Below are 25375 nucleotides of genomic sequence, written 5' to 3'. Positions count from 1 at the left end.
GAACGGGTGGGCACAGACGGTACCTACGTGGCGCCCGTGATCACCTCTGCTGCTGCGAGGCCGCAGACCCTTGCCGCGCCGTGGGTGGCGATGTGGAGGGAGCCGGTCGGGGTGGACTTGGGGACGCCCATCTCGACCACGATCGTGTCAGGGCGGGCGGAGAGCAGGGTGTCCAGGGCCTCCGCCATCCACGGGTGGCGGTGGGCGTCGCGGACCACGGCGACGATGCTCCGCTCCCCCGCCTCGTTCAGCGCGAGCGCACCCGCGTCGGGGCCGGTGAAGCTGCCGGTCTCCGTGCCCGGGAGCAGGCGTCGCAGCTCCGCGGCCACGCCCCACGGGGTCTCGTCGCCCACCGCGATGTTGGCCATCGGGGTGAAGGCGGCGACGAACGGGGCCTCGGTGAGCGGGGCCGCGTAAGACTCGCCCCGGGTGACCGTCAGGGCGCGGCGGGCCGCGACCAGGCCGATCTCGGTGCCGGGCGCGCCCCCCGAACGCTCGGCCACGCCCGACACCGAAGTCCAGTGGGCGAGGGCCCGCACGCGCGTGGCCGCGTCGGCGAGGCGCTCCTCGGAGAGCTCGCCCGAGCGGACGGCCCCGACCAGCGCGTCACGCAGGCGCAGGACCGTGTCGTCGTCCGCGAGGCCGCCGCCCACGCAGATCGCGTCGGCGCCCGCGGCGATGGCGAGGACGCTGCCGCGCTCGATGCCGTAGGTGGCGGAGATGGCCTGCATCTCCATGCCGTCCGTGACGATCAGGCCGTCGAAGCCGAGTTCCTCGCGCAGGACGCCCGTCAGGATGCGGCGCGAGAGCGTCGCCGGGTACTCCGCGTCCAGGGACGGGACCAGGATGTGCGCGCTCATCACCGCACGCGAGCCCGCGGCGATCGCGGCCCGGAACGGCGCCAGGTCACGCGCCCGGAGCACCTCGGGGTCCACCCCGATGCGCGGCACGTCGTGGTGCGAGTCGACCGCGGTGTCGCCGTGCCCGGGGAAGTGCTTGGTGCAGGCGGCAACGCCCGCGGACTGCAGCCCCTCGACGTACGCGGCGGTGTGCCGGGCCACCAGGAGCGGGTCGGAGCCGAAGGACCGTACGCCGATGACGGGGTTGTCCGGGTTGGAGTTGACGTCGGCGGACGGCGCCCAGTTGAGGTTGACGCCGCACGCGGCGAGCCGGCGGCCCAGCTCGGCGGCCACGTCACGGGTGAGGCCCGTGTCGTCGACCGCGCCGAGCGCGTGGTTGCCGGGGAAGGAGGAGCCGGAGCGGACCTCCAGGCGGGTGACGTCACCGCCCTCCTCGTCGATGGCGACCAGGACGTCGTCGCGCTCGGCCCGCAACTGGGCGGTCAGGGCGGCCAGTTGTTCGGGCGAGGCGATGTTGCGGCCGAACAGGCCGACCGAGGCGAGGCCCTCACCGATCCGGCGCAGCAGCCAGTCCGGCGCGCTGGTCCCGACGAAACCGGGCTGCAGGACGGTCAGGGCGTCGCGGGTCAGAGTGTCGGTAGGGCGGGTGAGTGTCGTCATGTGGCGTGTTATCCCTTCACGGCACCGTCGGTCAGACCGCTGACGGCCCTGCGCTGCAGGAAGACGAAGAGGACGAGGATCGGGACGGCGAAGAGCGAGGCGGCGGCCATGGTGGCGCCCCAGTCGTCGCCGAAGGCGGTCTGGAAGCCGGACAGCCACACCGGGAGCGTCTTGGCCTCCGCCTCCTTGTTGAGGACAAGGACGAGCGGGAATTCGTTCCAGGCGGTGATGAAGCCGAAGAGCGAGGTCGACATCAGGCCGGGTGCGAGCAGCGGCAGGATCACCCGGCGGAACGCCTGCATCCGTGAACAGCCGTCGACCATCGCCGACTCCTCCAGCTCGCGCGGCACCGCGGCGACGAAGCCGCGCAGCGTCAGGAGCGTGAAGGGCAGGATCATCACCATGTAGAAGAGGGTGAGCGGTACGAGGCTGTTCAGCATGTCGGCGTCGCGCACGATGATGTAGATCGCGATGACCATGACTTCCCACGGAGCCATCTGGGCCAGCATGAAGCCGATGATGAAGCCCTTGCGGCCCTTGAAGCGCATCCGGGCGAGCGCGAACGCCGACGCGAGGCCGATGATCAGCGAGAACACCACGGCGAGGACGGTGACGGTGAGGCTGTTGCCGACCATCGTCCAGAAGTGCTCGGCGTTCACGGCCGTCTTGAAGTGCTCGAACGTCGCGTCGGTCGGGAACCACACCGGGTCCTCGCTGATGATGTCGCCGGTCGGCTTGAAGGCCGTGGCGAACATCCAGTAGACCGGGAAGACGAAGCCGACGAAGAGTACGACGGCCACGGCGTTGGGCCAGATGCGGCCGAACCTCTTCGCAGCGGAACCAGAAGCAGTGCGCGTCACAGCTCGTCCTCCTCTTGCTTGAGCACGATCCGCAGGTAGAAGGCGGTCAGGGCCAGCAGGATGACGATGGTGAGCAGCGCGATCGCCGCACCCATGCCGAAGTGCTGGTTGCCCATGCCCTCGATGTAGGCGTAGACGGGCAGGATCTCGGTGAGCCGGTCCGGGCCGCCCTCGTTGAGGGCGAAGACCTGCGCGAACGCCTTGAAGACCCAGATGATCTCCAGGAACGTCGTCGCGTAGAGGAAGGGCTTCAGGTACGGCAGCGTGACGTTCGTGAAGCGCTTCCAGGCGCCGGCTCCGTCCAGCGACGCGGCTTCGTAGAGTTCCTTGGGGATGGTCGTCGTCGCGGCGTACAGGTTGATCGCCACGAAGGGGATCGACTGCCAGACGATCAGGGTGATGACCACGAAGAACGTGGAGTACTGGCTGCCCATCCAGTCGTAGTCGGCCATCGAGTGCCAGCCGGCCTTGTCGAGGACCCAGTTGACGACGCCGAAGCGGGTCGCGAACAGCCACTGGTAGACGGTCGTCGACGCGATGATCGGCATCGCCCAGGCGAGCACGAGTCCGATCAGCAGGAACGTCCGCATCCGCTTGCCGAGCCGGGCGAGCAGCAGACCCACCAGGGTGCCGATCAGCATGATCAGCACGACGTTGACCGCGGTGAACGCGATCGAGCGTCCTGTGACCCGCCAGAAGTCCTCGCCGCTGAGGACCTCCTTGTAGTTGTCGATCCCGTTCCACTCCGTGAGGTGGAGGATGAACTGCCTCATGTTGAGGTTCTGGAACGACAGGACCCCGTTGTTGACCAGCGGCCAGCCGAGGAACAGCAGGGTGGCCACGAGCGCGGGGAGCAGCAGCAGGTAGGGAGCGAGCGAGCGGGCCCCCGTGCGGGGCTTACCCGGATCCGCCGGCCGACTGTCCGATTTCAGATCCTCCGTCGGGCCGGAGGGCGGCCGTTCGGTCTGCACGGTCATGCTTCGCCATCTCTTTCGTGGGCATCGCGGAACGCAGCGCTGAACCGGGGCACCAGGCCCGGGGGTGAAGACACCCCGGGCCCGGGGGCCCCGGCGAAAGCGCGTCCTTACTGCTTCTGCGACAGGCGCTTGTTGAGCTCGCCCTCGACCTGCTTGGCGGCCTCGTCGTTGGACTTACCGTTCAGCACCGCGGTCATGTAGTTCTTGATCGGGTTCGGCGGGTTCTCCACCGCGGCCCACTCCGGGATGAGCGGGGTGGTGCCGCCGCCGGCGGTCGCGGGGGCCATGGCCTCCGCGGCCGGGTTGCCCTTGAGCTGGGCCTCCAGGGCCTGCTTGTTCGGGATGACGCCGCCTTCCTTGGCGAGCGCACCCTCGAACTTGTCGTTCAGCGCGATCTTCAGGAACTCCTTGGCGAGCTCCTGCTTCTTGCTGGTCGCGGCCACGGCGAGGTTCGAGCCGCCGAGGAAGACGCCCTCGGGCTTGTCGGCGGTGGCGCCGGGGATCGTGAAGTAACCGATGTCCTTCTCGATCTTCTTGTTGGCCTTGATCGCGGTCGCGGCCTCCCAGCTCATGCCGATGAAGGCGCCGGTCTTGCCCTTGGCGAAGACCTCGGCCTGCTGCGGGGTGGCCTCGTCCTTGTTCTTGGGGGCCTTGGAGAGGTCCGCGAAGTCCTTGTACGTCTTCATGGCCTTGGCGACCTTGGGGTCGGTCAGGTTGGAGACGTACTTGTCGCCGTCCTTCTTGACCAGCTCGGCGCCCTCACCGATCGTCAGGCCGACGAAGTGGTACCAGTTCTGGCCCGGCAGGTAGATCGGCTCGGCGTCCGTCTTGGACTCGATCGTCTTGAGGTTCTTGAGGAACTCCGCGCGGGTCTTGGGCGTCTCCTTGATGCCCGCGTCGGCCCAGACCTTCTTGTTGTAGATGACGACACGGTTCAGGACGAACCACGGGGCGGCGTACTGCTTGCCGTCCACGACCGAGGACTTGTTGATCGACTCGGTCCAGTCGGCGCCGACGCCTTCCTTGAGGTCGCTGAGGTCGGCGAGGCCACCGGTCTTCGCGTACGCGGCGGTCTGCGTGTTGCCGATCTCGAAGACGTCCGGCGGGTTCTCCTCGGAGAGGGCCGTGGTCAGCTTCTGCTGGATGCCGTTCCACTGCTGGATCTCGAGATTCAGCTTGGCGCCGGTCTTCTTCTCGAAGGCGGCCTTGACGTCCTTGGTCCAGCCGTCGGGCGTGGAGCCGTCCATCGCCCAGAGCGTCAGGGTCTCCCCCTTGAAGCCGTCCGCCCCGGCCTTCTTGTCGTCGCCGTCGTCGCCGCCACAGGCCGCGATCGAGAACAACATGCCCGCGACACCGATGGCCGCTATGAGCTTGCGCTTCACGTCACCCTCCTCAAGGGATGCCAGTCAACCCCCCACCCGCAGCGACCAAATGGACCGAGATCTGCCCGTGGGACTGGAACCTGGTCTTTAATGGTGTAGACCAGTACGGGGAGCTTGGCCTAGACCTTTAGGGGTGTCAAGGGTGTATAAGAAGGGCTGTCAGGTCCGTTATCGGACCGACACCTGAGCGGGCACAGGTAGCCCGGCCCGGTACGTGCCACGATGTGAGCCGCGACAGACGGAGGAGCCGGTGACGGCAGCAGGAAGGCGGGCCATGGGCACCGAGGCGGGGAGTACGGAAACCGAGGCGGGCGCGTCCCCGGCCCCGGAGACCGGCGCGGCCGCGGCAGTCGGCCGCACCGCACGCGTGCCCAAGTACTACCGCCTGAAGCGGCACTTGCTCGACATGACGGAGACCCTGCCGCCCGGCACCCCGGTCCCCCCGGAGCGCACCCTGGCCGCCGAGTTCGACACCTCGCGCACGACGGTGCGCCAGGCCCTGCAGGAACTGGTCGTCGAGGGCCGCCTGGAGCGGATCCAGGGCAAGGGCACCTTCGTGGCCAAGCCGAAGGTCTCCCAGGCGCTGCAACTCACCTCGTACACCGAGGACATGCGGGCCCAGGGCCTCGAACCCACCTCGCAGCTCCTGGACATCGGGTACATCACCGCCGACGACACCCTCGCCGGTCTGCTCGACATCAGCACGGGCGGCCGGGTGCTCAGGATCGAGCGCCTGCGTCTCGCCAACGGCGAGGCGATGGCCATCGAGACGACGCATCTCTCCGCCAAGCGCTTCCCGGCCCTGCGCCGCTCCCTGGTGAAGTACACCTCGCTCTACACCGCACTCGCCGAGGTGTACGACGTCCACCTCGCGGAGGCCGAGGAGACCATCGAGACCTCCCTGGCGACCCCGCGCGAGGCCGGCCTGCTCGGCACGGACGTGGGCCTGCCGATGCTGCTCCTCTCCCGGCACTCCCTGGACGGCGGCGGCCAGCCGGTGGAGTGGGTCCGCTCGGTCTACCGCGGCGACCGCTACAAGTTCGTGGCCCGCCTCAAACGCCCCACGGACTGACCCACTCCCCTGCAAAGGACTCTTCCGGGGTCTGGCGCAGATCACCGTGCTGCTCTACGTTCCTCCCGTCATCGCATGATGAACGGGAGGACGAGTCTGTGCGCACAGCGAATCCCCGCACCATCGTCATCTGGTCCCTCGTGGCCCTGGTGGGCGCCGCGGGCTGGACCGTGCTCGCCCTCTCGCGGGACGAGGAGGTGTCGGCCGCCTGGATGGTGGCGGCGGCCCTCGGCTCGTACGCCATCGCGTATCGCTTCTACTCCAAGTTCATCGTCGACCGCGTCCTGAGGGTCGACAAGAAGCGGGCCACCCCGGCCGAGCGCCTGGACAACGGCATCGACTTCCACCCGACCGACCGCCGCGTCCTGCTGGGCCACCACTTCGCGGCGATCGCGGGAGCGGGCCCGCTGGTGGGGCCCGTACTGGCCGCGCAGATGGGCTACTTGCCCGGCACCATCTGGATCATCGTCGGGGTGATCTTCGCGGGCGCCGTGCAGGACATGGTCGTCCTCTTCTTCTCCACCCGGCGCGACGGCAAGTCGCTCGGCCAGATGGCGCGCGAGGAGATCGGCCCCTTCGGCGGGGCCGCCGCGCTGCTCGCCGCGTTCGCCATCATGATCGTCCTGCTCGGGGTGCTCGCGCTCGTCGTCGTCAACGCGCTCGCGGACTCGCCGTGGGGCACCTTCTCCATCGCGATGACCATTCCGATCGCGCTGTTCATGGGCTTCTACCTGCGCATCCTGCGGCCGGGGCGGGTCAGCGAGGTCTCCCTCATCGGGATCGGCCTGCTGCTCCTCGCGCTCGTCGCCGGGCGCTGGGTCGCCGAGTCGTCGCTCGCGGACACGTTCACGCTGGCGCCGTCGACGCTGGTCATCTGGCTGGTGGCGTACGGATTCATCGCCTCGATCCTGCCCGTGTGGATGCTGCTCGCGCCGCGCGACTACCTCTCCACGTTCATGAAGATCGGCACGATCCTGCTGCTCGCGCTCGGCGTCGTCATCACGCTGCCGACGATGAAGATGGACCCGGTGACCGACTTCGCCTCCCGCGGCGACGGGCCCGTCTTCGCCGGGTCGCTCTTCCCGTTCGTCTTCATCACCATCGCCTGCGGCGCCCTGTCCGGCTTCCACGCGCTGATCTCCTCGGGCACCACGCCCAAGATGGTCCAGAAGGAGACGCAGATCCGGATGATCGGCTACGGCTCCATGCTGATGGAGTCGTCGGTCGCGGTCATGGCGCTCGTCGCGGCGAGCATCATCGACCCGGGCCTCTACTTCGCGATGAACGCGCCCGCGGGCGTCATCGGGGACAACGTCCAGGCCGCGAGCCAGGCGGTCGCGAGCTTCGGGTACTCCATCTCCCCCGCGGATCTCGCGCAGGCCGCCAAGAACGTCGAGGAGTCCTCGCTGCTCTCGCGCACCGGCGGCGCGCCCACGCTCGCGGTCGGTGTCTCCGAGATCTTCTCGAAGGTCACCGGCGGCTCCATGAAGGCGTTCTGGTACCACTTCGCGATCATGTTTGAGGCGCTGTTCATCCTCACGGCGCTCGACGCGGGCACGCGCGTGGGCCGGTTCATGCTGCAGGACATGCTCGGGAACGTCTACAAGCCCTTCAAGAACGTCAGCTGGAAACCCGGGCTCGTCATCACGAGCGCGGTCGTCACCGGCCTGTGGGGCTACTTCCTGTGGGTGGGCGTGCACGAGCCGCTCGGCGGGATCAACCAGCTCTTCCCGATCTTCGGCATCTCCAACCAGCTCCTCGCCGCGGTCGCGCTCGCCGTCTGCACCGTGCTCCTGGTGAAGTCCGGGCGCCTCAAGTGGGCCTGGATCACCGGCGTCCCGCTCGTCTGGGACGCCACCGTGACCCTCACCGCGAGCTGGCAGAAGGTGTTCTCCAGCGATCCGCGCGTCGGCTTCTTCCAGCAGCGCTCGAACTACCAGGACACGATCGACGAAGGGAAGATCCTGCCGCCCGCCAAGACCATGGACGACATGCACACCGTCGTCACCAACTCCACGGTCGACGGCGTCCTGACGGCCGCGCTCGCCCTGCTCATCGTCATCGTGATCGCGGACGCGGCCCGCATCTGCGTGAAGCACGTCCGCGACCCGCAGGCGTCGAGGCTGAGCGAGGCCGCGTACGTGGAGTCGAAGCTGATCGCGCCGGCCGGGCTCATCGCGACACCGGAGGAGAAGGCCGAGCTGGCGGCGGCGAAGGCGAGGTCTTCCGACGACGCTCAGGTCCCGTCATGACGTGGGTGCTGCGTGGCCTGCGCTGGGTGCGGTGGTATGCGCGCGAGCTGACCGATGAGTCCGCCTACGACCGTTATGTGGAGCACGCGCGGAAGACACATCCCGGGGCATCCGCCCCCTCCCGCAGGGAGTTCGAGCGAATGCGGACGGATCGACAGGAGTCAGACCCGCGGCAGGGGTTCCGCTGCTGCTGAACAGGCATGGCACGCCGTCCGGTATCCGGACGGGGGTTCCATAGATCAATCCTCTCGCTTAGATTTCCCGCACGTTAAAGGTGGGATAAGCGAGGGAGCGGAGCCGCGAAGTGTCAGATGCGCCTGAAGTGAGCAGACCGGTGGTCACGCCGGTCCGCGTGGTCGTTGCCCTCTGTCTCGTCGCGCCGTTCGTGGCGATGCTCTGGGTGAGCTCCTACGCGAAGGTCGAACCGACCTTCATAGGCATCCCGTTCTTCTACTGGTACCAGATGCTGTGGGTGCTCATCTCCACCGCTCTCACCATGATCGCCTACAAGCTGTGGCAGCGTGACCAGCGCGCCCGCAAGGCCGAGCAGGCCCAGGGGGGTGCGACCCGATGAACGTGCTCGCAGCGGACACGGGCGGCGTCAACGGCATCGCCCTCGCCGTCTTCATCTTCTTCTTCGCGGCCGTCACGGCGATGGGCTTCCTGGCCGCGCGCTGGCGCAAGGCCGAGACCGAGAGCCTGGACGAATGGGGCCTGGGCGGCCGGTCGTTCGGCACCTGGGTCACGTGGTTCCTGCTCGGCGGCGACCTCTACACGGCGTACACCTTCGTGGCCGTCCCGGCGGCGATCTACGCGGCGGGCGCGGCCGGCTTCTTCGCGGTGCCGTACACGATCCTCGTCTACCCGCTGATCTTCACCTTCCTGCCGCGTCTGTGGTCCGTCTCGCACAAGCACGGATACGTGACCACCTCCGACTTCGTGCGCGGACGCTTCGGCTCCAAGGGGCTCTCGCTGGCCGTCGCGGTCACCGGCATCCTCGCCACGATGCCGTACATCGCGCTGCAGCTGGTCGGCATCCAGGCCGTGCTCGACGTCATGGGCGTCGGCGGCGGTCCTGACACGAACTGGTTCATCAAGGACCTGCCGCTCCTGATCGCGTTCGCGGTGCTCGCCGCGTACACCTACTCGTCCGGTCTGCGCGCGCCCGCGCTGATCGCGTTCGTGAAGGACGGCCTGATCTACCTGGTCATCGCCGTCGCGATCATCTACATCCCGATCAAGCTCGGCGGCTTCGACGAGATCTTCCAGGCGGCCAACGACAAGTTCTCGTCGGCGAACGAGGCGGCGGGCAAGCCCGTCGCCGGTCTCGCGCCGGGGCACGCCGGGCAGTGGACCTACGCCACGCTCGCGCTCGGCTCCGCGCTCGCGCTGTTCATGTACCCGCACTCGATCACGGCGACGCTCTCCTCCAAGAGCCGCGACGTGATCCGCCGCAACACCACGATCCTGCCGCTGTACTCGCTGATGCTGGGGCTGCTCGCGCTGCTCGGCTTCATGGCGATCGCGGCCGGCGTGAAGGTGGAGAACGGCCAGCTGGCGATCCCGCAGCTGTTCGAGAACATGTTCCCCGACTGGTTCACCGGCGTCGCGTTCGCGGCGATCGGCATCGGCGCGCTCGTCCCGGCCGCCATCATGTCCATCGCGGCCGCGAACCTCTTCACCAGGAACATCTACAAGGACTTCCTCAAGCCGGACGCGACACCCGCGCAGGAGACCAAGGTCTCCAAGCTGGTCTCGCTCCTGGTGAAGGTCGGCGCGCTCGCCTTCGTCCTCACCATGGACAAGACGGTCGCGATCAACTTCCAGCTCCTGGGCGGCATCTGGATCCTGCAGACCATGCCCGCGCTCGTCGGCGGCCTGTTCACGCGGTGGTTCCACCGCTGGGCGCTGCTCGCGGGCTGGGCGGTCGGCATGGTCTACGGAACGGCTGCCGCGTACGGCGTCGCCTCGCCGACGCAGAAGCACTTCGGTGGCTCGTCCGACGAGATCCCCGGCATCGGCGAGATCGGCTACATCGGCCTCACGGCGTTCGTCCTGAACGTGGTGGTCACCGTGGTCATGACCTTCGTCCTGCGCGCCTTGAAGGCCCCTGACGGCATCGACGAGACGTCTCCCGGCGACTACACGGCGGACGCGGGCGACCCCGGCGTCGTGGAGGAGCTGCCGCCGGCCACGGTGGGAGCGCCGGGCGGGCACTGAGTTCTTCTTGTAGGCAGTACGTGAGGCGGGCCGTCGGAGTGATCCGGCGGCCCGCTGTCGTTCCGACACAAGATATGGGGCTGACTCCCAGAGCCAGCACAAGATGTATGCTCGTGCTCGCTGTCGCCGCAGGGGAATCCGGTGCAAGTCCGGAACTGTCCCGCAACGGTGTATGAGTACGCATTTGTCGTGCTCGCGAGTCCGAAGACCTGTCGACAGCGCACCCGTTCCGACCGGTCCGGGTGCCGACGACGTCCGGGCCTCGTGGAATGGGCTGGTGGACGCGGAGCCCAGCCCTGCCCGGGGCCGGCCCCCGTGTGTCACTGACCCCTCCCCAAGGCCCAGAGCCGAGCGAGGGAGTGCTCCACGTGACCATCGCGCCAGCCGAACCTGCGTCAGCGCAGACCACCGACGGTCAGCAGACCGCCGACGGCCCAGGAACCGCGCTGCTGCGTACCCTGACCGACCTCACCGCCGACCTCCCCGACGCCGACCCCGGCCGGGTCGCCGCCGCCGCGCTGCGGGGCCGCTCGGCCAGGGCGGATCTGGCGGAGCTGCGGGAGCTGGCGACCGAGGCCGCGGCCGGCCTCATCTCCGAGGACCCGACGTACTCGCAGCTCGCGGCCAGGCTGCTCAGCCTCAGCATCCGTGACGAGGCCGCGTCGCAGGGCGTGCGCTCCTTCACCGAGTCGGTCGCCGTCGGGCACCGCGAGGGCCTGATCGCGGACCGCACCGCCGCGTTCGTCACCGACCACGCGGAGCACCTCGACGGTCTCGTGGAGGCCGCCCTCGAGGACGGCGCGGACTTCCGCTTCGGCTACTTCGGCCTGCGCACCCTGCACAGCCGCTATCTCCTCCGCCACCCCATCACCCGGCACGTCATCGAGACCCCGCAGCACTTCATGCTGCGCGTCGCGAGCGGCCTCGCCGAGGACGGCTCCGCGCGCTCGGTGGACGAAGTCGCCGCCCTGTACCGCCTGATGAGCCGCCTGGACTACCTGCCGTCCTCGCCGACGCTCTTCAACTCCGGCACCCGGCACCCGCAGATGTCCTCCTGCTACCTCCTCGACTCCCCGCTGGACGAGCTGGACTCCATCTACGACCGCTACCACCAGGTCGCGCGCCTCTCCAAGCACGCGGGCGGCATCGGCCTCTCGTACTCCCGCATCCGCGCCCGCGGTTCGCTGATCCGCGGCACGAACGGGCACTCCAACGGCATCGTGCCGTTCCTCAAGACCCTGGACGCCTCCGTCGCCGCCGTGAACCAGGGCGGCCGTCGCAAGGGCGCCGCCGCGGTGTACCTGGAGACGTGGCACTCCGACATCGAGGAGTTCCTCGAGCTGCGCGACAACACGGGTGAGGACGCGCGCCGCACGCACAACCTCAACCTCGCGCACTGGATCCCGGACGAGTTCATGCGCCGGGTCGCCGCCGACCAGGACTGGTCGCTGTTCTCCCCGGCCGATGTGCCCGAGCTCGTCGACCTGTGGGGCGACGCGTTCGACGCGGCCTACCGCAAGGCCGAGGCCGCAGGGCTCGCCCGCAAGACCATCCCGGCCCGCGAGCTGTACGGCCGCATGATGCGCACCCTTGCGCAGACCGGCAACGGCTGGATGACCTTCAAGGACGCCGCCAACCGCACCGCCAACCAGACGGCGGAGCCCGGCCACACCGTCCACTCCTCCAACCTCTGCACGGAGATCCTGGAGGTCACGGACGACGGCGAGACGGCCGTCTGCAACCTGGGCTCGGTGAACCTCGGCGCGTTCGTGGACACGGCCGCCGGTGACATCGACTGGCAGCGGCTCGACGAGACCGTCCGTACCGCCGTCACGTTCCTCGACCGCGTCGTCGACATCAACTTCTACCCGACCGAGCAGGCCGGGAAGTCGAACGCCCGCTGGCGCCCGGTGGGCCTGGGCGCGATGGGCCTGCAGGACGTCTTCTTCCAGCTGAAGCTGCCCTTCGACTCCCCCGAGGCGCGCGCCCTCTCGACGCGCATCGCCGAGCGGATCATGCTCGCCGCGTACGAGGCCTCCGCCGACCTCGCCGAACGCAACGGCCCGCTGCCCGCCTGGGAGAAGACCCGCACCGCGCGCGGCGTCCTGCACCCCGACCACTACGGCGTCGAGCTGACCTGGCCGGAGCGCTGGGCCGCGCTGCGGGAACGTATCGCCGTTACCGGGATGCGCAACTCGCTGCTCCTGGCCATCGCGCCGACCGCCACCATCGCGTCCATCGCGGGCGTGTACGAGTGCATCGAGCCGCAGGTCTCCAACCTCTTCAAGCGCGAGACGCTGAGCGGCGAGTTCCTCCAGGTCAACGCCTACCTGGTGCAGGAGCTGAAACGGCTCGGCGTGTGGGACGCGCAGACCCGCGAGGCGCTGCGCGAGGCCAACGGCTCCGTGCAGGGCTTCAGCTGGATCCCCGCCGAGGTGCGCGAGCTGTACCGCACCGCGTGGGAGATCCCGCAGCGCGGCCTGATCGACATGGCCGCCGCGCGCACGCCGTTCCTGGACCAGGCGCAGTCCCTGAACCTGTTCCTGGAGACGCCGACCATCGGCAAGCTCTCCTCGATGTACGCCTACGCCTGGCAGCAGGGCCTGAAGACCACGTACTACCTGCGCTCGCGCCCGGCGACCCGCATCGCCCGCGCGGCGGCCGGCCAGACCGCCGCCGAGCCCGCCCCCGTCCCCGCCCAGGCCACGGCCGAAGAAGCCGTCGCCTGCTCCCTGGAAAACCCCGAGTCCTGCGAGGCCTGCCAGTAATGAGCTCCACCACCAACGCCGAGAAGAACCTCCTGGACCCGGGCTTCGAGCTGACCCTGCGTCCCATGCGCTACCCCGACTTCTACGAGCGCTACCGGGACGCGATCAAGAACACCTGGACCGTCGAGGAGGTCGACCTCCACTCGGACGTCGCCGACCTCGCCAAGCTCTCGCCCGGCGAGCAGCACATGATCGGCCGTCTGGTCGCGTTCTTCGCGACCGGCGACTCGATCGTCTCCAACAACCTGGTGCTCACGCTCTACAAGCACATCAACTCCCCCGAGGCGCGGCTCTACCTGAGCCGCCAGCTCTTCGAGGAGGCCGTGCACGTCCAGTTCTATCTGACGCTGCTCGACACCTATCTGCCCGACCCGGAGGACCGCGCCGCGGCCTTCGACGCGGTCGAGGAGATCCCCTCCATCCGCGAGAAGGCCGAGTTCTGCTTCAAGTGGATGGACTCCGTCGAGAAGATGGACCGCCTGGAGTCCAAGGCCGACCGGCGTCGCTTCCTGCTGAACCTGATCTGCTTCGCCGCGTGCATCGAGGGGCTCTTCTTCTACGGTGCCTTCGCCTACGTCTACTGGTTCCGCTCGCGCGGTCTGCTGCACGGCCTCGCGACCGGCACCAACTGGGTGTTCCGTGACGAGACGATGCACATGAGCTTCGCCTTCGACGTCGTCGACACCGTCCGCAAGGAGGAGCCCGAGCTCTTCGACGACGCGCTGCAGACGCAGGTCACCGACATGCTCAAGGAGGCCGTCGAGGCCGAGCTGCAGTTCGCGCGCGACCTGTGCGGTGAGGGCCTGCCCGGCATGAACACCGACTCCATGCGCGAGTACCTGCAGTGCGTCGCCGACCAGCGGCTCCAGCGGCTCGGCTTCGCGCCGGTCTACGGCTCCTCAAACCCGTTCTCGTTCATGGAACTCCAGGGTGTCCAGGAGCTGACCAACTTCTTCGAGCGGCGTCCTTCGGCCTACCAGGTCGCGGTCGAGGGTTCGGTCTCCTTCGACGACGAGTTCTAGTCCGGCCGGAGTGTCCGGGCTGCGCGGGGCGGTTTCCGCCTCGCGCAGCTCGCGGTCGATCCGGCGGTCGTGGAGGTACCCGACGAGCGAGGGTGCGGCGAGGAGGAGGAAGACGGTCAGGACGGTCGCGTATGCGCTGAATGCGTTCATGTCCCTTACTGTCCTGCGCGCCGGACGGATGCGGCAGTGGCAGGACTGCCACACACCATCGACTTACTGCCACTGACGCGGCACACTGGCCTCATGCTGAAGGCCGGGACTCTGAAGAACGTGGCCGCCGTGCTGCTCGACGGCGTCAATCCCTTCGAACTCGGCGTGGTCTGCGAGGTGTTCGGGCTCGACCGGAGCGACGCGGGCCTGCCCGCGTACGACTTCGCGGTGGTCGCCGCGGAGAGCGGGCCCCTGAGCAATCACGCCGGGTTCTCGATCACCACTCCGTACGGCCTCGACCGGCTCGAGGAGGCCGACCTCATCACCGTTCCCGCGGGCCAGGAGTTCGTGGACCGCGACTACCCCGAGGACCTGCTCGACGCCCTGCGCCGCGCGGTGGACCGCGGGGCCCGCGTCCTGTCCGTCTGCTCCGGCGTCTTCGTGCTCGGCGCCGCGGGGCTCCTGGACGGGCGCCGCTGCGCCGTGCACTGGCGGCACGCCACGGAACTCGCGGTGCGCTATCCGCGCGCCCGGGTCGAGCCCGACGTCCTGTACGTGGACGAGGGCCCGGTCGTCACCTCGGCCGGCACCGCCGCCGGGATCGACGCCTGCCTGCACATCGTGCGCCAGGCACATGGCACCGAGGTCGCCAACGCCATCGCCCGGCGCATGGTCGTACCGCCCCATCGCGACGGCGGGCAGGCCCAGTTCGTGGAGCGCCCCCTGCCGCGCACGCAGTGCGACACCGTGGGCGGGGTCCTTGCCTGGATGGAGCGCCATCTGGACGCGGACGACATCACCGTCGAGCGGCTCGCCGAGCGTGCGCACATGTCGCCGCGCACCTTCGCGCGCCGCTTCCAGCAGGAGACCGGCACCACGCCCTACCGCTGGCTCCTGCGCCAGCGCGTGCTCCTGGCGCAGGAGTTGCTCGAAGGCTCGGACGAGACGGTGGACGCCATCGCCGGGCGTGCCGGTTTCGGCAACGCGGCGGCGATGCGCCACCAGTTCCTGCGGGCGCTCGGCACCACGCCGAACGCCTACCGCCGTACCTTCCGCGGCCCCGCCGTCAGCGTCGCTCGGCCCGCAGGACCAGATGCTTCGGCTGTAGCGTGATGCCGATCTTCGTGTCGGCGTCGGTCTCCTCGACCGGCGTCAGACGCCACTTGGGCGCCACCGTGGCCAGGATGATGGCGAGTTCGGCCAGGCTGAAATGGTCGCCAGGGCACTTGCGGTTGCCGGTGCCGAACGGCATCATCGCGAACTCCGGTACATCCTGCGCTCGTTCCGGATTCCAGCGGTCCGGGTCGAACCGCAGATGCTGCTCGAAGGAACGCGGATCGCGCTGCATCGCGTACACGCTGTAGACGATGTCGGCACCGGCCGGAATGCGGTAGCCACCCAGGCTGGTTTCTCCCACCGACCTGCGGGTGAATATCCAGGCGGCCGGTTGTATACGCATGGCCTCCGTGACGACATTCCGGGTGTGCGGAAGGTCCCCGAGGTCGGCGAATGTGATCTCCCGGTCCGGCGCGACGGCATTTACTTCTTCAACCAATCGCCTTTCCTGCTCGGGGTGTTCGGCCAGCAGATGGAAGGTCCACGCCAGGGTCGCCGCGATATTCTCGGCGCCCGCCACGACAAGGGAGATCACATGGTCGTGAACCTCCTGATCGCTGAGCGGTTGGCCTGATTCATCGCGCGCCCGCAGCATTTCGGCCAAGAGGTCGTCCTGGTCTCCGCCCGCCGCCCTGCCTTCGGCGATGATCTCGTCGACCAGTGCGTGCAGATCGGCGAGCGCGCTCTGGAAGCGGCGGTTGCCCTGGGTCGGCACGCGGTACAGCGGCCCGACCGAGAGCACCATCCTGCGGTAGAGCCCCTCGAAGACGGTGTGCAGCGATTCGGCGATGCGGTCCGCCTTCTCACTGATCGCGTCGACCTCCAGGAGCGAGCGCGAGACGACACGCACGGCGGTGCGGAACATCTCCGCGTTGATGTCGATCGTCTCGCCCGATCGCCAGCGCGCGGCGGTCGTCCGGGCCTCCTCCTCCATCACCTTGGCGTAGTCGGCGATCCGCTCGCGCCTGAACGCGGGCTGCATCATGCGCCGTTGACGCCGGTGCAGCTTGCCGTTGCTGGTCGCCACCCCCTTGCCGAGGAGCACCTCCAGGGTGTCCCAGAGGGGCCCTCCGACGACGTAGTCGGGGCTCCGCAGCAGCTGCCCGACGAGTTCCGGATCGCAGACCGCGTACGCCGTCTTGGGTCCCAGCCTGATGCGTACGAGATCACCGTGATCCCGTAGCGCGGCGAGGAAGCCGAGCGGGTCGCGCACCAGGTTCCAGGCGTGGCCGATGAGCGGGGCGCCGCCGCTGACGAGCGGCGGCGTCACGGTCGCGGACATCGCGGATTCGACGCTCATTCCTCACCCACCAATTCAGTTTCGGCCAAGTCGGCCATTATGGCGTCGCTCACGTACGGGGGAATGGACCTGTCGTCCCAGCTGTCCACCCGATAGCGGCCGGATTCGTGATGGAACCAATACACGGAGGAGAACCAGTTCCGCATGTTGCCGATGCACGATTCCACCGCGTCCGAGAGCGCCCGGCCCTGTACGCTCCCGTCGGCCAATTGCCCGGCGAGCCGGAGCACTTCTTTTTCTGCCACCAGGAAATCCGAGATGCATCGGGTGACCCGGCGGTGGACTTCCGTCACTGCCTCTTCGAGGGAAAGTCCCTCGTGCTGGATCAGACTGATCCCGAGATTGTGCAATTCATCTCCCGCGAGTTCTTTGGGGAGTGAGCACAGGTCGTTGTACCAGGCGGAGAAATCCTGCGTGGCGAGCGCCGCCCGCCGATATGCGGGATGCTTCCGCACGGACGGCGGCAGCTCCTGCCGTGCCGTCGGTTCGAGCAGGTCGATCCACGTCCAGTGCGCGAACGTCAGCCTGCGCAGCTCGATGTAGGCCTCGACCGTCGGGACGGTTCCGGTTCTGCGGTTCCTGAACTCCAGGTCGTACGCCTCGATCACGCTGTGGAAATGCCGGGCGAACCGGGCGTTCCAGCCCGCGCCGAGGTGCGAGTACAGCCGCAGGACGCAGTCCGCGAACCCCGCCACCAGGGGGTCGCGGTGGTGCAGTTGCTGCCGGGGGGACCGGAGTGTCTCGTGGAGCCCGCGGCACAGCCGGCGCCACTGCGCCGCCCTGCCGTGCACCGAGTCGCGGTCGTGCCGGTCGTCCCACGCGAAGAACCAACTGCTGAGGTCGGCTATCGCGCTGAGCAACTCATCCGGTGCGCCAATGTAGTAGCCGGCCACCAGATCCGTGTAGCAGAGACTGTCCGCGTACCGCTCGACCTTGTCCGCGGGCATGAGACGCATTTCGCGCAGCCACGTCCGGGACTTCTCCTGGAGCTGTGGCCAATACGGGTGCAGTTGGCGAGGAAACCCTGACTCGATCACCGGAAGCGCCAGCGCCGGTGGCACGGATACCACCCGTGCGTGTGTCTGTGTCGGTGAAATGCCATGTGAATATGCAGGCACGGACAAACCCCTCTCAGCCACGTGAGGACGTGCGCCCCTCCCGCCGTACCGGGCGCGCGCCGTCGTGTATCCCCGCGCTTTCCATTCAGCACCACAACTGACCGTTCAGGGAACAGATTTGCGCCATTCACTACCCCCCAGTGCCGAGAAAATCCCCGTACGTGACTGATTATGGATCACCAAGAGCCTGATTCGATCGCACAGCTGACCGGTCCGGGTCGGTCCATGCGAACGGCCCCTGGCCGGGAGGGAGTTCCCGGCCAAGGGCCGCAGGTGGCGCGCGGGGCGCGCGAGTCCGGAGTCGACTAGGCGTTCGGCACCACGGGGTAGCGCGGGGTGCCCTCTTCCATCTGCCGCAGCGCGTCCTTGCGGTCACGCTTGGACAGGCGGTCGATGTACAGGTAGCCGTACAGGTGGTCCGTCTCGTGCTGGAGGCAGCGCGAGAAGTAGCCGGTGCCCCGCACCTTGATGGGGTTGCCCTTCTCGTCCTGCCCGGTCACCTCGGCGAAGTCCGGGCGGGCCAGCTCGGCGTAGGCCGTGGGCACGGAGAGGCAGCCCTCGTTCGAGTCGTCAAGGCGGCGGCGCTCCGCGGGGAGCTCGCGCACGACGGGGTTGCAGACCACGCCGACGTGCCGCTTGCCCTCGTCGTCCATGCAGTCGTAGACGAAGACCTTCAGGTCGACGCCGATCTGGTTGGCGGCCAGGCCCACGCCCTCGGCGGTCCGCTGGCTGGCGAACATGTCGGCGACGAGCTGCTCGAGCTCGGCGTCGAAGGCGGTGACGTCCTTGCACTCCTTGTGCAGCACGGGGTTGCCGACGACCGTGATGGGCCGGGACGTGCCGCGCTCGCGCCAGGCCGTCTCCCGCTCCTCGCAGTCCTCCGTGTCGATGACGAAGCCCTCGTCGTCGACGGGGAGGACCCCGCCCGAGGCCTGCTGCTCAGTGTCCTGCGCCATTGTCCGACGTACGCCTTCCTGGGAACCCACGAGAGATAGTGCCGGTACAGCCTACGGCCAGGAGTCAGCAGACCTCTTCCAGATCCCGCCAGTCGCGGGAGTCCGGGCTGTCCGCGACCCAGCCGTCGAGCAGCCCGCGCACCAGGGCGGCGGGCGCCGCGATGCCGCACTCCCGCTCGGGCACCCACAGGGCGCCGGGGCTGCGGTGGCCGAGCGGCCCGGGGTGACCCGGCTCGCTGTGGTCGTGCGGGTCCAGGTGCTCGCCGTCGCCCTCGTCGCTCGGCATGCGGCTCTCGGAGCACATCCGGCAGAGCAGCCGCACGGACGAGGACCAGTCCTCGGCGGCGAAGCCCGCGTCAGCGGCGAGCTTCTCCAGGGCGTCCCGGTCGTCCTCGGTGGCGGCCTCCAGGAGGACCACCCAGGTGGGGACGGGTGAGGGAGCCCACAGCTCGATCTCGTCGAAGACGGGATAGGAGTCCCCCGCCCCCGTCGTCCGCTCGCCGTGCGGGACGCCGTCGTGCAGCACGACCTCGCCCCAGCGGCGCCCGGAGGAGGGCAGCGGGATGGAGAGCACCTCGATCCGGGCGGGGTCCAGCCTGCGCCCCCACACGACCTCGGCCTCACCCTCGGGCGAGAGCCGCACGGCGGCGCTGCCCAGGTCCATGCCGGTGGGCTCCCCGGAGGCGGCCACACCGCCCGGCACCTTCAGGCCGTACGCCTGCCAGGCCCGCCGGGCGAGCGGCCAGTCCTGCAGGGCGGTGGCGGCGATCCCCACGTTCCACCAGTCGGGGGCGCCCGCCGACCGGTCGAGCAGCGCGACGGCCCGCAGGCCCGCGGCCCGCGCCTGCTCCCAGTCGTGCCGGAACTTGTGGAGCAGCGCGAGGTTGAACCAGGACTCCGAGAGCCACGGCTCGAGATCCGCCGCGCGGGTCAGCAGTGCGCCCGCGTCCTCGTACCGCCCGTCGCCGATCAGCGTGAAGGCGCGGTCGGTGGCCTGCCGCCATGAGGCGGAGGGCCGGTGCCGTCCCTTGCCGAAGATCCTCACGATTCCCGCCTGCCGATGCATAAGTTCCTGTGTTCCGCCGTGCCCGAGGGCCCTCTTCGCATCCAACCACGTACGGTCGGACGGCCGCTCATTACCCATGGGTTACCCAACCGGCGGCAAGCTATGACCGCCCCGTGAAAGCACCCGGGCCATGGCTTCCACCACTTCGGGCTGGTAGTCGCGGCCGGTGCCCAGGCGCAGCCGCTCCAGCGCGTTCAGAGGGCCTCCGGGACCTTCTCCCCTGGCCATCTCGTCGTACGCGTTGGCGGCCCGCACGATACGGGCGGTGAGCGGCTGGTCGCGGTACGGGTCGGCCTGCCGCTCCACGACCACGGCGACGTCGCCGTTCACCCCCGTCTGACGCACGACGGCGCCCCCGAGCAGGGCGATCCGCCGCTGTTCCGCGTCCGGCAGGGCGGCGGTGGCGCCCGCCGGCACGGGGTCGACGAGGGAGAGCTGCCCGATGTCGTGCATCAGGGCCGCGTGCTCGAGGACGGCCAGGTCCGGCTCGGAGAGCCCCAGCTCACGCCCGACGGCCCGGCTGAGGGCGGCCACGCGGCGGGCGTGGCCCTGCGGGGTGTACCCGGCGATCTCCGTGGACCGGGCGAGCGAGGTGATGGTCTGCCGGTAGGTGGTCCGCACCGCCGCGTACCGCCCGAAGGACAGCTGGGTCAGGAGCAGCGGCAGGCTGAACACCGGCAGCGCCCAGAGCCCCGCCACGGCCACCGCGAGCGCCATGACGGCCCCCGTGGCGCAGACGGCGGACCCGATGCCGAGCATGGCCCGCAGCTCGTCGCGCAGGAGCGGTCCGAAGGGCCACCTGGTGCGGGCGTGCGCCATGGCGGCGGCGAGCACGGCGTCGCAGAGGGCGGTCAGGACGAGCAGCGCGGCGATGACGGCGGCGAATCCTGGCCCCTGCCCGACCCACTCCTCCAACTTGCCCGCGTTGTAGAGCGGTTGGAAGCAGGCGGCGGCGAACCCCACGGTGAGCACGCGCCGGGACACGTGGTCCAGGGCGGGCCCCTTGCCGAGCGCCACATGCGGCACGGCCCCGACGAGCGCGGCGGCCACGACCACGGCGATCACCTGGAACACCCCGTGGTGCGTGGGCCGCCCGCCGACCTCTCCGAGCAGCGCGTACGCCAGCGCCCCAGCGGCCCCGAGCGGCGCGGGCTCCCGGTCGCTGCCGCCCGCGCCCCACCGGGCCAGCTCCCCCACGGCGACGAGCCCCCCGAAGGCGAGCGCGATGCCCCCTTCGGCGACGCCGTGCCACAGGGTCCAGCCGAGGGCGACGAGGGTCAGGGCTCCGGCACAGCCGTGGACGGCCCTCACCGTGGCGCCGTTCCCGGGGCCGCGGGGACACCGGGCGCCTCCTCGCGGGGCCCCGGCACCTCGCCGGTGTCCGAGGTGACCGCCGGGTGCCATCCATGCCGGTCGAGCGCCCGCCGCAGGGCGGCGACCATCACGGGGTCGAACTGCGCCCCCGCGCACCGCGACAGTTCGGCCACGGCGGCCGCGACGGGCCGCCCCCGCCGATAGGACCTGGTGGACGTCATGGCGTCGAAGGCGTCCGCGACGGCCACCACCCGGGCGAACTCCGGGATCTGCCGTCCGACGAGCCCGTAGGGGTACCCGCTGCCGTCGATCCGCTCGTGGTGGTGGAGGATCGCCGCGCGCGCTTCCCCGAGGAAGCCGATCCCGCGCACCATCTCGTGGCCGTACTCGGGATGCAGCTCGATGACCCGCCGTTCCTCGGGGGTCAGCGGCCCGTCCTTGCGCAGGAGACGGGTCGGTACGCCAAGCTTGCCGACGTCGTGCAGGATCCCGGCGAAGCGCAGGCTCTCCACCCGCTCGTCCGCCATCCCCAGCTCCCGCGCGATCATCACGGAGGCCCGCCCCACGCGCTCGCTGTGCCCGCGGGTGTAGCGGTCCTTGATGTCGACGGCCTGCACGAGCGCCCGGATGGTGGCCTGGTGGGCGGCGCGCTCGCGGTGGTACTGCGCGAAGACCCAGCAGGAGACCCCCATCGGCAGCAGCACCAGGAGCGCGGCGAGCGGCCCGTACGGACTGCGCCAGAGCACCGCCATCATCAGACCGGCCAGGCCGTGCACGGCGACCGGCGCGAACGACCGCAGGAAGAGCCCGCGCCACGCGCTGCGCACGGGCACCCGTTCCGCCGTGGCGAGGATGCCGCCGTCCAGGGCCGTCAGTACGACGGAGAAGGCGAGGACGGCCGCTCCCGCGGGCACGAGGGCGTACGGGAAGTCGGGCGCGGCCACGGCATCGCGCCCGCCCAGCGCGCCGTGCGTCCACGCGGCGGCCCAGGCGGCCAGGGCGAGCTGTGACGCGCGCCAGAGCCTGCGCACCCACCGGGGGCGCCGCTCGACGCGGGCGAGCAGCGCACCCGGCACCGCGACGAGCGCGGCGGCCGCGGGCGGCAGCAGGAAGACGGCGGCGAGCAGCACGGGGAAGAAGGTGCCGAGGCCGCCCGCCGGCGCACCGGCACGGCGGCCGATGGCCCGGCAGCGGGTGATCTGCTCGCACCCGGCGTAGAGCGCGGCGAGCAGCGCGAGCGCGGCCCACGGCGTGTGCGCGCCCGGCGCGGGCACGGCACAGGCCGCGCCGGCCAGGGCGACGCACAGGATGTAGGCGCGCGCCCATGGAGCGATGGACCGCATGGCGCTGCCTCCTCCCCCGCGACCGTCCGTCCTCGGTCCCCCGCGACCGTCCCCAGGGACCACGTTCCAAGGTCCGGAGACTAGAACGACTGCCGCCCGCTCCGAGCCCCGCACGCGGAAATTGGCACGTACGAGTGACGGTGAACAGAAAAAAGCAGGCCGTGACGGAATCCCGTCACGGCCTGCTCGCGCTCAACTACCTGCGGCTCAGGCTTCCTTGGCCCGCAGGCTCTTGGCGGAGACGCCGCCTTCGGCGGTCACCGTCTCCACCGTCACGTCGTGCTCGGGCACCGCCTCGCCCGAGCGGATCAGATCGATGCGTCCCATGACCTTGGCGCGCAGGTCGACCGGCACGTCGTCCTGGCCGCAGCAGCGCTTCACCAGCTTCTTGACGGCCTGCTCGAGGCCGTACTTCTCCAGGCACGGGGAGCACTCCTCGAAGTGCGTCTCGAACTTGGTGCAGTCGCTGTCCGGCATCTCGTGGTCCAGGAACTCGTACAGATGGTCCAGGACTTCACTGCAATCCGTCTCGTGCGGCTCTCCGCAGCTCATGAGCCTGAGCCTTTCGCTTCGTTCGACGACTCTGACGCGGCGCCGGCGGGGACGAGGCCGCGGTCACGGGCGTAGTCCTCGAGCATGCCGCGCAGTTGGCGACGGCCGCGGTGCAACCGGGACATCACCGTACCGATGGGTGTCCCCATAATGTCCGCGATCTCCTTGTACGCAAAGCCCTCTACGTCGGCCAGATAGACGGCGATGCGGAATTCCTCGGGGATCGCCTGCAGTGCGGACTTCACGTCCGAATCCGGCAGGTGATCGAGCGCCTGCGACTCGGCGGAGCGCAGACCGGTGGACATGTGCGACTCGGCACGCGCGAGCTGCCAGTCCTCGATCTCCTCGGCGGCGCTGCGCTGGGGCTCGCGCTGCTTCTTGCGGTACGAGTTGATGAACGTGTTGGTGAGGATGCGGTACAGCCACGCCTTGAGGTTGGTGCCCTCACGGAACTGGTGGAACGACGCGTACGCCTTGGCGTAGGTCTCCTGCACCAGGTCCTCCGCGTCCGCCGGGTTGCGCGTCATGCGCAGCGCCGCCGAGTACATCTGGTCGAGGAAGCCCAGGGCGTCCCGCTCGAAGCGGGCCGTGCGCTCCGCCGACGTCTCAGCGCTTCCGTCGGGTCGCTCCGCCTGGCCGTTCTCGGCCCCTGCGTCGGTCCCAGTGACCGGACCCACCTCCTCCAAAGACGTGGCGAGACCAAAAGCAGTCCCACTCGAATCGGAGGATAGACGACGATCCGGTCCCGCCGCCGCCCGAATAGGAGCGGTCTTGGGCGCGCTCAGCACCGTCCATTCCAGGTCAGAGGCGCTGGAGCGGGCCGGGCAGATGGTCGAACCCATGCGGCTGACTTCCTCTCGTACCAACAGCGTTTAGCTTCTGTTCGGCACAACAGAGGTCACGCACCCAACATTCCCGCCCACCGGATGACGCCATCCGTGACGATCGTCATGGCCTCGGCCTCGCTGATGTCCGCGCGTTTCGGGATCGCGAAGCCATGATCGCCGTACGGGACCTCCACGATCTCGTGCGTCCCCTCGGGGAATTCCGCGGGCTTCCCGAAGGGGTCGTTGCCGCCCTGCACGACGAGGGTCGGCACCCCGGCGCCGAGCAGTTCCTGCGCGCGCGACTTCTCCGGCTTGCCCGGCGGGTGCAGCGGAAAGCTCAGGGCGAGCACGGCGACGGCGCCGAGCTCGGTGGCCGTACGGCACGCCACCCGCGCCCCCGCGCTGCGTCCGCCCGCGATCACCGGGAGGCCCGGCTTCGCGAGGGCGGGCCACAGGCCACGCCATCCGACGTCCAGGGTCTTCGGCGCGGGCGCCAGCTTCTTGCCCGCGACGCGCCAGGGCTGCTCCACGAGGGCGACGGTGACGCCGTGCGCGGGCAGGGCGGCGGCGATGGCCCGCAGGTCACGGGCCTCGATGCCGCCGCCTGCTCCGTGGCTCAGGGCGAGGACCAGGCGGGCCTTGCTCTTCGGCGCGGGATGCCAGGTGATGCGTGCGTCACCCGCGTCGGTCGGTGCGATCTCACTCTTGGTCACAGCGCTCTTGGTCACATCAGAAGAGTGTGCCTTCCTCGGGCCCCTCCAGCTCCTTCAGGAGCTCCGGGCCGTTGTTGCGTACGTTGCTGACCGCCGTCGACACCGGGAAGGCCCGCATCAGGCCGTGCGGCGGCGGCTCCAGGAGCGGCCGCAGGTCCTCCACGTCCGTGCGCGAGGGGTCCAGCCAGGCGTCCCAGCGGTCCGGCGTGAGCATCAGGGGCATCCGCGGGTGGATGTCGTGCAGCGAGCGCGGGCCTTCCTCCGGCGCCACCGCCAGGGGCGCGGTCTCCGCCTCGGTGGTGATCACCGTGCACGTCACCCACCAGGCGAGGGGGTGCTCGTCGGGGAGCGTCTTGTCGCGCCAGAACTCATAGAGCCCCGCCATCGCGAAGACCGAGCCGTCGGCGGGCGTCACGAAGTAGGGCTGCTTGCGGGGGCGCTTCTTCTTGCCCTCGACCTCGAGATCCCGCTCGCCGGTCCCGGTGACCCACTCGTAGTAGCCGTCGGCCGGGATCACGCAGCGGCGGGAGGCGAAGGCCCGGCGGTACGAGGGCTTCTCGTGCACGGTCTCCGCGCGGGCGTTGATCATCCGGGCGCCGCCCTCGGGCGTCTTGGACCAGGACGGGACGAGGCCCCACTTGAGCGTACGGAGCTGGCGAACCGGCCGGGGGTCTTCCGCGTCTTTCACCGGACGGTCCAGTACCGCGTAGACCTCCTTGGTCGGAGCCACGTTGAAATCAGGGGCGAGCGCCTCTTCCGGCTCCCACTTCTCGATCTCAAAGATTCCTGCGAGATCCTCGGGCCTACGACTCGATGCATACCGTCCGCACATACGTGCCAGACTGCC

Annotated in this window: 22 protein-coding genes and 1 riboswitch; of the genes, 8 read left to right on the top strand and 14 right to left on the bottom strand. The window is 69.5% G+C overall.

Annotated features, from left to right (window positions below; translation table 11 throughout):
• Positions 1–23 precede the first annotated feature (23 nt).
• The 4 genes from AB0M70_RS15605 to AB0M70_RS15590 all read right to left on the bottom strand — a co-directional run bounded on the left by AB0M70_RS15605 (position 24) and on the right by AB0M70_RS15590 (position 4739).
• A complete protein-coding gene (locus AB0M70_RS15605) occupies positions 24–1520 on the bottom strand; it encodes a glycoside hydrolase family 3 protein (protein WP_365820399.1) in 1497 nt (498 codons plus the stop codon).
• An 8-nt stretch (positions 1521–1528) separates the two neighbouring features.
• A complete protein-coding gene (locus AB0M70_RS15600; protein WP_365820688.1) occupies positions 1529–2335 on the bottom strand; it encodes a carbohydrate ABC transporter permease in 807 nt (268 codons plus the stop codon).
• Between the two features lie 41 nt (positions 2336–2376).
• Entirely contained in the window at positions 2377–3357 is a 981-nt protein-coding gene (locus AB0M70_RS15595; protein ID WP_365820397.1) for a sugar ABC transporter permease, read from the bottom strand.
• A gap of 107 nt (positions 3358–3464) precedes the next feature.
• Positions 3465–4739: an extracellular solute-binding protein gene (locus AB0M70_RS15590; protein ID WP_365820395.1), complete on the bottom strand. Its 1275-nt coding sequence runs from the start codon at positions 4737–4739 to the stop codon at positions 3465–3467.
• A gap of 274 nt (positions 4740–5013) precedes the next feature.
• Between AB0M70_RS15590 and AB0M70_RS15585 the strand changes: the two genes are divergently transcribed.
• From AB0M70_RS15585 to AB0M70_RS15550, 8 genes are all read left to right on the top strand, one after another.
• Entirely contained in the window at positions 5014–5811 is a 798-nt protein-coding gene (locus AB0M70_RS15585; RefSeq protein ID WP_365820687.1) for a GntR family transcriptional regulator, read from the top strand.
• A 98-nt stretch (positions 5812–5909) separates the two neighbouring features.
• Positions 5910–8063: a carbon starvation CstA family protein gene (locus AB0M70_RS15580; protein WP_365820393.1), complete on the top strand. Its 2154-nt coding sequence runs from the start codon at positions 5910–5912 to the stop codon at positions 8061–8063.
• Positions 8060–8257: a YbdD/YjiX family protein gene (locus AB0M70_RS15575; RefSeq protein ID WP_365820391.1), complete on the top strand. Its 198-nt coding sequence runs from the start codon at positions 8060–8062 to the stop codon at positions 8255–8257. Before AB0M70_RS15580 ends, AB0M70_RS15575 begins: the two co-directional genes overlap by 4 nt.
• Positions 8258–8367: 110 nt before the next feature.
• A complete protein-coding gene (locus AB0M70_RS15570) occupies positions 8368–8637 on the top strand; it encodes a DUF3311 domain-containing protein (RefSeq protein ID WP_365820389.1) in 270 nt (89 codons plus the stop codon).
• Positions 8634–10283 (top strand): monocarboxylate uptake permease MctP, encoded by a 1650-nt coding sequence (gene mctP, locus AB0M70_RS15565; protein ID WP_365820387.1) that lies wholly within the window; start codon positions 8634–8636, stop codon positions 10281–10283. Before AB0M70_RS15570 ends, mctP begins: the two co-directional genes overlap by 4 nt.
• A 132-nt stretch (positions 10284–10415) precedes the next feature.
• A riboswitch (cobalamin riboswitch) is annotated at positions 10416–10493 on the top strand.
• Positions 10494–10651: 158 nt separating this feature from the next.
• The gene (locus AB0M70_RS15560) at positions 10652–13051 is read left to right on the top strand and encodes a ribonucleoside-diphosphate reductase subunit alpha (RefSeq protein WP_365820385.1); all 2400 of its coding nucleotides are present in this window, start codon (positions 10652–10654) and stop codon (positions 13049–13051) included.
• Positions 13051–14073 carry a ribonucleotide-diphosphate reductase subunit beta gene (locus AB0M70_RS15555; RefSeq protein WP_365820383.1) on the top strand — a complete coding sequence of 341 codons (1023 nt, stop codon included), beginning with the start codon at positions 13051–13053 and terminating at the stop codon, positions 14071–14073. Before AB0M70_RS15560 ends, AB0M70_RS15555 begins: the two co-directional genes overlap by 1 nt.
• Before the next feature lie 243 nt (positions 14074–14316).
• Entirely contained in the window at positions 14317–15336 is a 1020-nt protein-coding gene (locus tag AB0M70_RS15550) for a helix-turn-helix domain-containing protein (RefSeq protein WP_365820381.1), read from the top strand.
• Here AB0M70_RS15550 and AB0M70_RS15545 read toward each other — a convergent pair.
• The 10 genes from AB0M70_RS15545 to AB0M70_RS15500 all read right to left on the bottom strand — a co-directional run bounded on the left by AB0M70_RS15545 (position 15290) and on the right by AB0M70_RS15500 (position 25360).
• Positions 15290–16639: a cytochrome P450 gene (locus AB0M70_RS15545; protein WP_365820379.1), complete on the bottom strand. Its 1350-nt coding sequence runs from the start codon at positions 16637–16639 to the stop codon at positions 15290–15292. The two genes, AB0M70_RS15550 and AB0M70_RS15545, sit on opposite strands and share 47 nt — an antisense overlap.
• Entirely contained in the window at positions 16636–17757 is a 1122-nt protein-coding gene (gene cyc1, locus AB0M70_RS15540; protein ID WP_365820377.1) for an epi-isozizaene synthase, read from the bottom strand. The genes AB0M70_RS15545 and cyc1 overlap by 4 nt, the downstream gene beginning before the upstream one ends.
• 305 nt (positions 17758–18062) lie before the next feature.
• A complete protein-coding gene (def, locus tag AB0M70_RS15535; protein WP_365820375.1) occupies positions 18063–18713 on the bottom strand; it encodes a peptide deformylase in 651 nt (216 codons plus the stop codon).
• Between the two features lie 64 nt (positions 18714–18777).
• Positions 18778–19758, bottom strand: coding sequence for a hypothetical protein (locus tag AB0M70_RS15530; RefSeq protein WP_351163657.1), 981 nt, complete (start codon positions 19756–19758; stop codon positions 18778–18780).
• A gap of 102 nt (positions 19759–19860) precedes the next feature.
• On the bottom strand, positions 19861–21090 hold the full coding sequence (locus tag AB0M70_RS15525; protein ID WP_365820373.1) for an HD domain-containing protein: 1230 nt from the start codon (positions 21088–21090) through the stop codon (positions 19861–19863).
• Positions 21087–22436, bottom strand: a complete 1350-nt coding sequence (locus tag AB0M70_RS15520) for an HD-GYP domain-containing protein (protein ID WP_365820371.1) — start codon at positions 22434–22436, stop codon at positions 21087–21089. The genes AB0M70_RS15525 and AB0M70_RS15520 overlap by 4 nt, the downstream gene beginning before the upstream one ends.
• A 207-nt stretch (positions 22437–22643) precedes the next feature.
• Entirely contained in the window at positions 22644–22988 is a 345-nt protein-coding gene (gene rsrA, locus AB0M70_RS15515) for a mycothiol system anti-sigma-R factor (protein ID WP_365820369.1), read from the bottom strand.
• Positions 22985–23665, bottom strand: coding sequence for a sigma-70 family RNA polymerase sigma factor (locus tag AB0M70_RS15510; RefSeq protein ID WP_336605886.1), 681 nt, complete (start codon positions 23663–23665; stop codon positions 22985–22987). Before AB0M70_RS15510 ends, rsrA begins: the two co-directional genes overlap by 4 nt.
• A 221-nt stretch (positions 23666–23886) precedes the next feature.
• Complete coding sequence (locus AB0M70_RS15505; protein ID WP_365820366.1) at positions 23887–24543, bottom strand: alpha/beta family hydrolase; 657 nt, start codon at positions 24541–24543, stop codon at positions 23887–23889.
• A gap of 1 nt (position 24544) precedes the next feature.
• Positions 24545–25360 (bottom strand): SOS response-associated peptidase, encoded by an 816-nt coding sequence (locus AB0M70_RS15500; protein ID WP_365820364.1) that lies wholly within the window; start codon positions 25358–25360, stop codon positions 24545–24547.
• Positions 25361–25375: the final 15 nt, after the last annotated feature.

Origin of the sequence: Streptomyces sp. NPDC051214, assembly GCF_040682375.1 — a bacterium.
Classification (GTDB): Bacteria; Actinomycetota; Actinomycetes; order Streptomycetales; family Streptomycetaceae; genus Streptomyces.
This window is presented reverse-complemented; position numbering and strand designations above follow the sequence as displayed.

Bases quoted from the DNA above. Each gene is read 5' to 3' on its own strand.
- AB0M70_RS15605 (WP_365820399.1), bottom strand. From the start codon at position 1,520: ATGACGACACTCACCCGCCCTACCGACACTCTGACCCGCGACGCCCTG.
- AB0M70_RS15595 (WP_365820397.1), bottom strand. From the start codon at position 3,357: ATGACCGTGCAGACCGAACGGCCGCCCTCCGGCCCGACGGAGGATCTG.
- AB0M70_RS15585 (WP_365820687.1), top strand. From the start codon at position 5,014: ATGGGCACCGAGGCGGGGAGTACGGAAACCGAGGCGGGCGCGTCCCCG.
- AB0M70_RS15575 (WP_365820391.1), top strand. From the start codon at position 8,060: ATGACGTGGGTGCTGCGTGGCCTGCGCTGGGTGCGGTGGTATGCGCGC.
- mctP (WP_365820387.1), top strand. From the start codon at position 8,634: ATGAACGTGCTCGCAGCGGACACGGGCGGCGTCAACGGCATCGCCCTC.
- AB0M70_RS15555 (WP_365820383.1), top strand. From the start codon at position 13,051: ATGAGCTCCACCACCAACGCCGAGAAGAACCTCCTGGACCCGGGCTTC.
- AB0M70_RS15550 (WP_365820381.1), top strand. From the start codon at position 14,317: ATGCTGAAGGCCGGGACTCTGAAGAACGTGGCCGCCGTGCTGCTCGAC.
- AB0M70_RS15545 (WP_365820379.1), bottom strand. From the start codon at position 16,639: ATGAGCGTCGAATCCGCGATGTCCGCGACCGTGACGCCGCCGCTCGTC.
- def (WP_365820375.1), bottom strand. From the start codon at position 18,713: ATGGCGCAGGACACTGAGCAGCAGGCCTCGGGCGGGGTCCTCCCCGTC.
- AB0M70_RS15520 (WP_365820371.1), bottom strand. From the start codon at position 22,436: ATGCGGTCCATCGCTCCATGGGCGCGCGCCTACATCCTGTGCGTCGCC.
- rsrA (WP_365820369.1), bottom strand. From the start codon at position 22,988: ATGAGCTGCGGAGAGCCGCACGAGACGGATTGCAGTGAAGTCCTGGAC.
- AB0M70_RS15500 (WP_365820364.1), bottom strand. From the start codon at position 25,360: ATGTGCGGACGGTATGCATCGAGTCGTAGGCCCGAGGATCTCGCAGGA.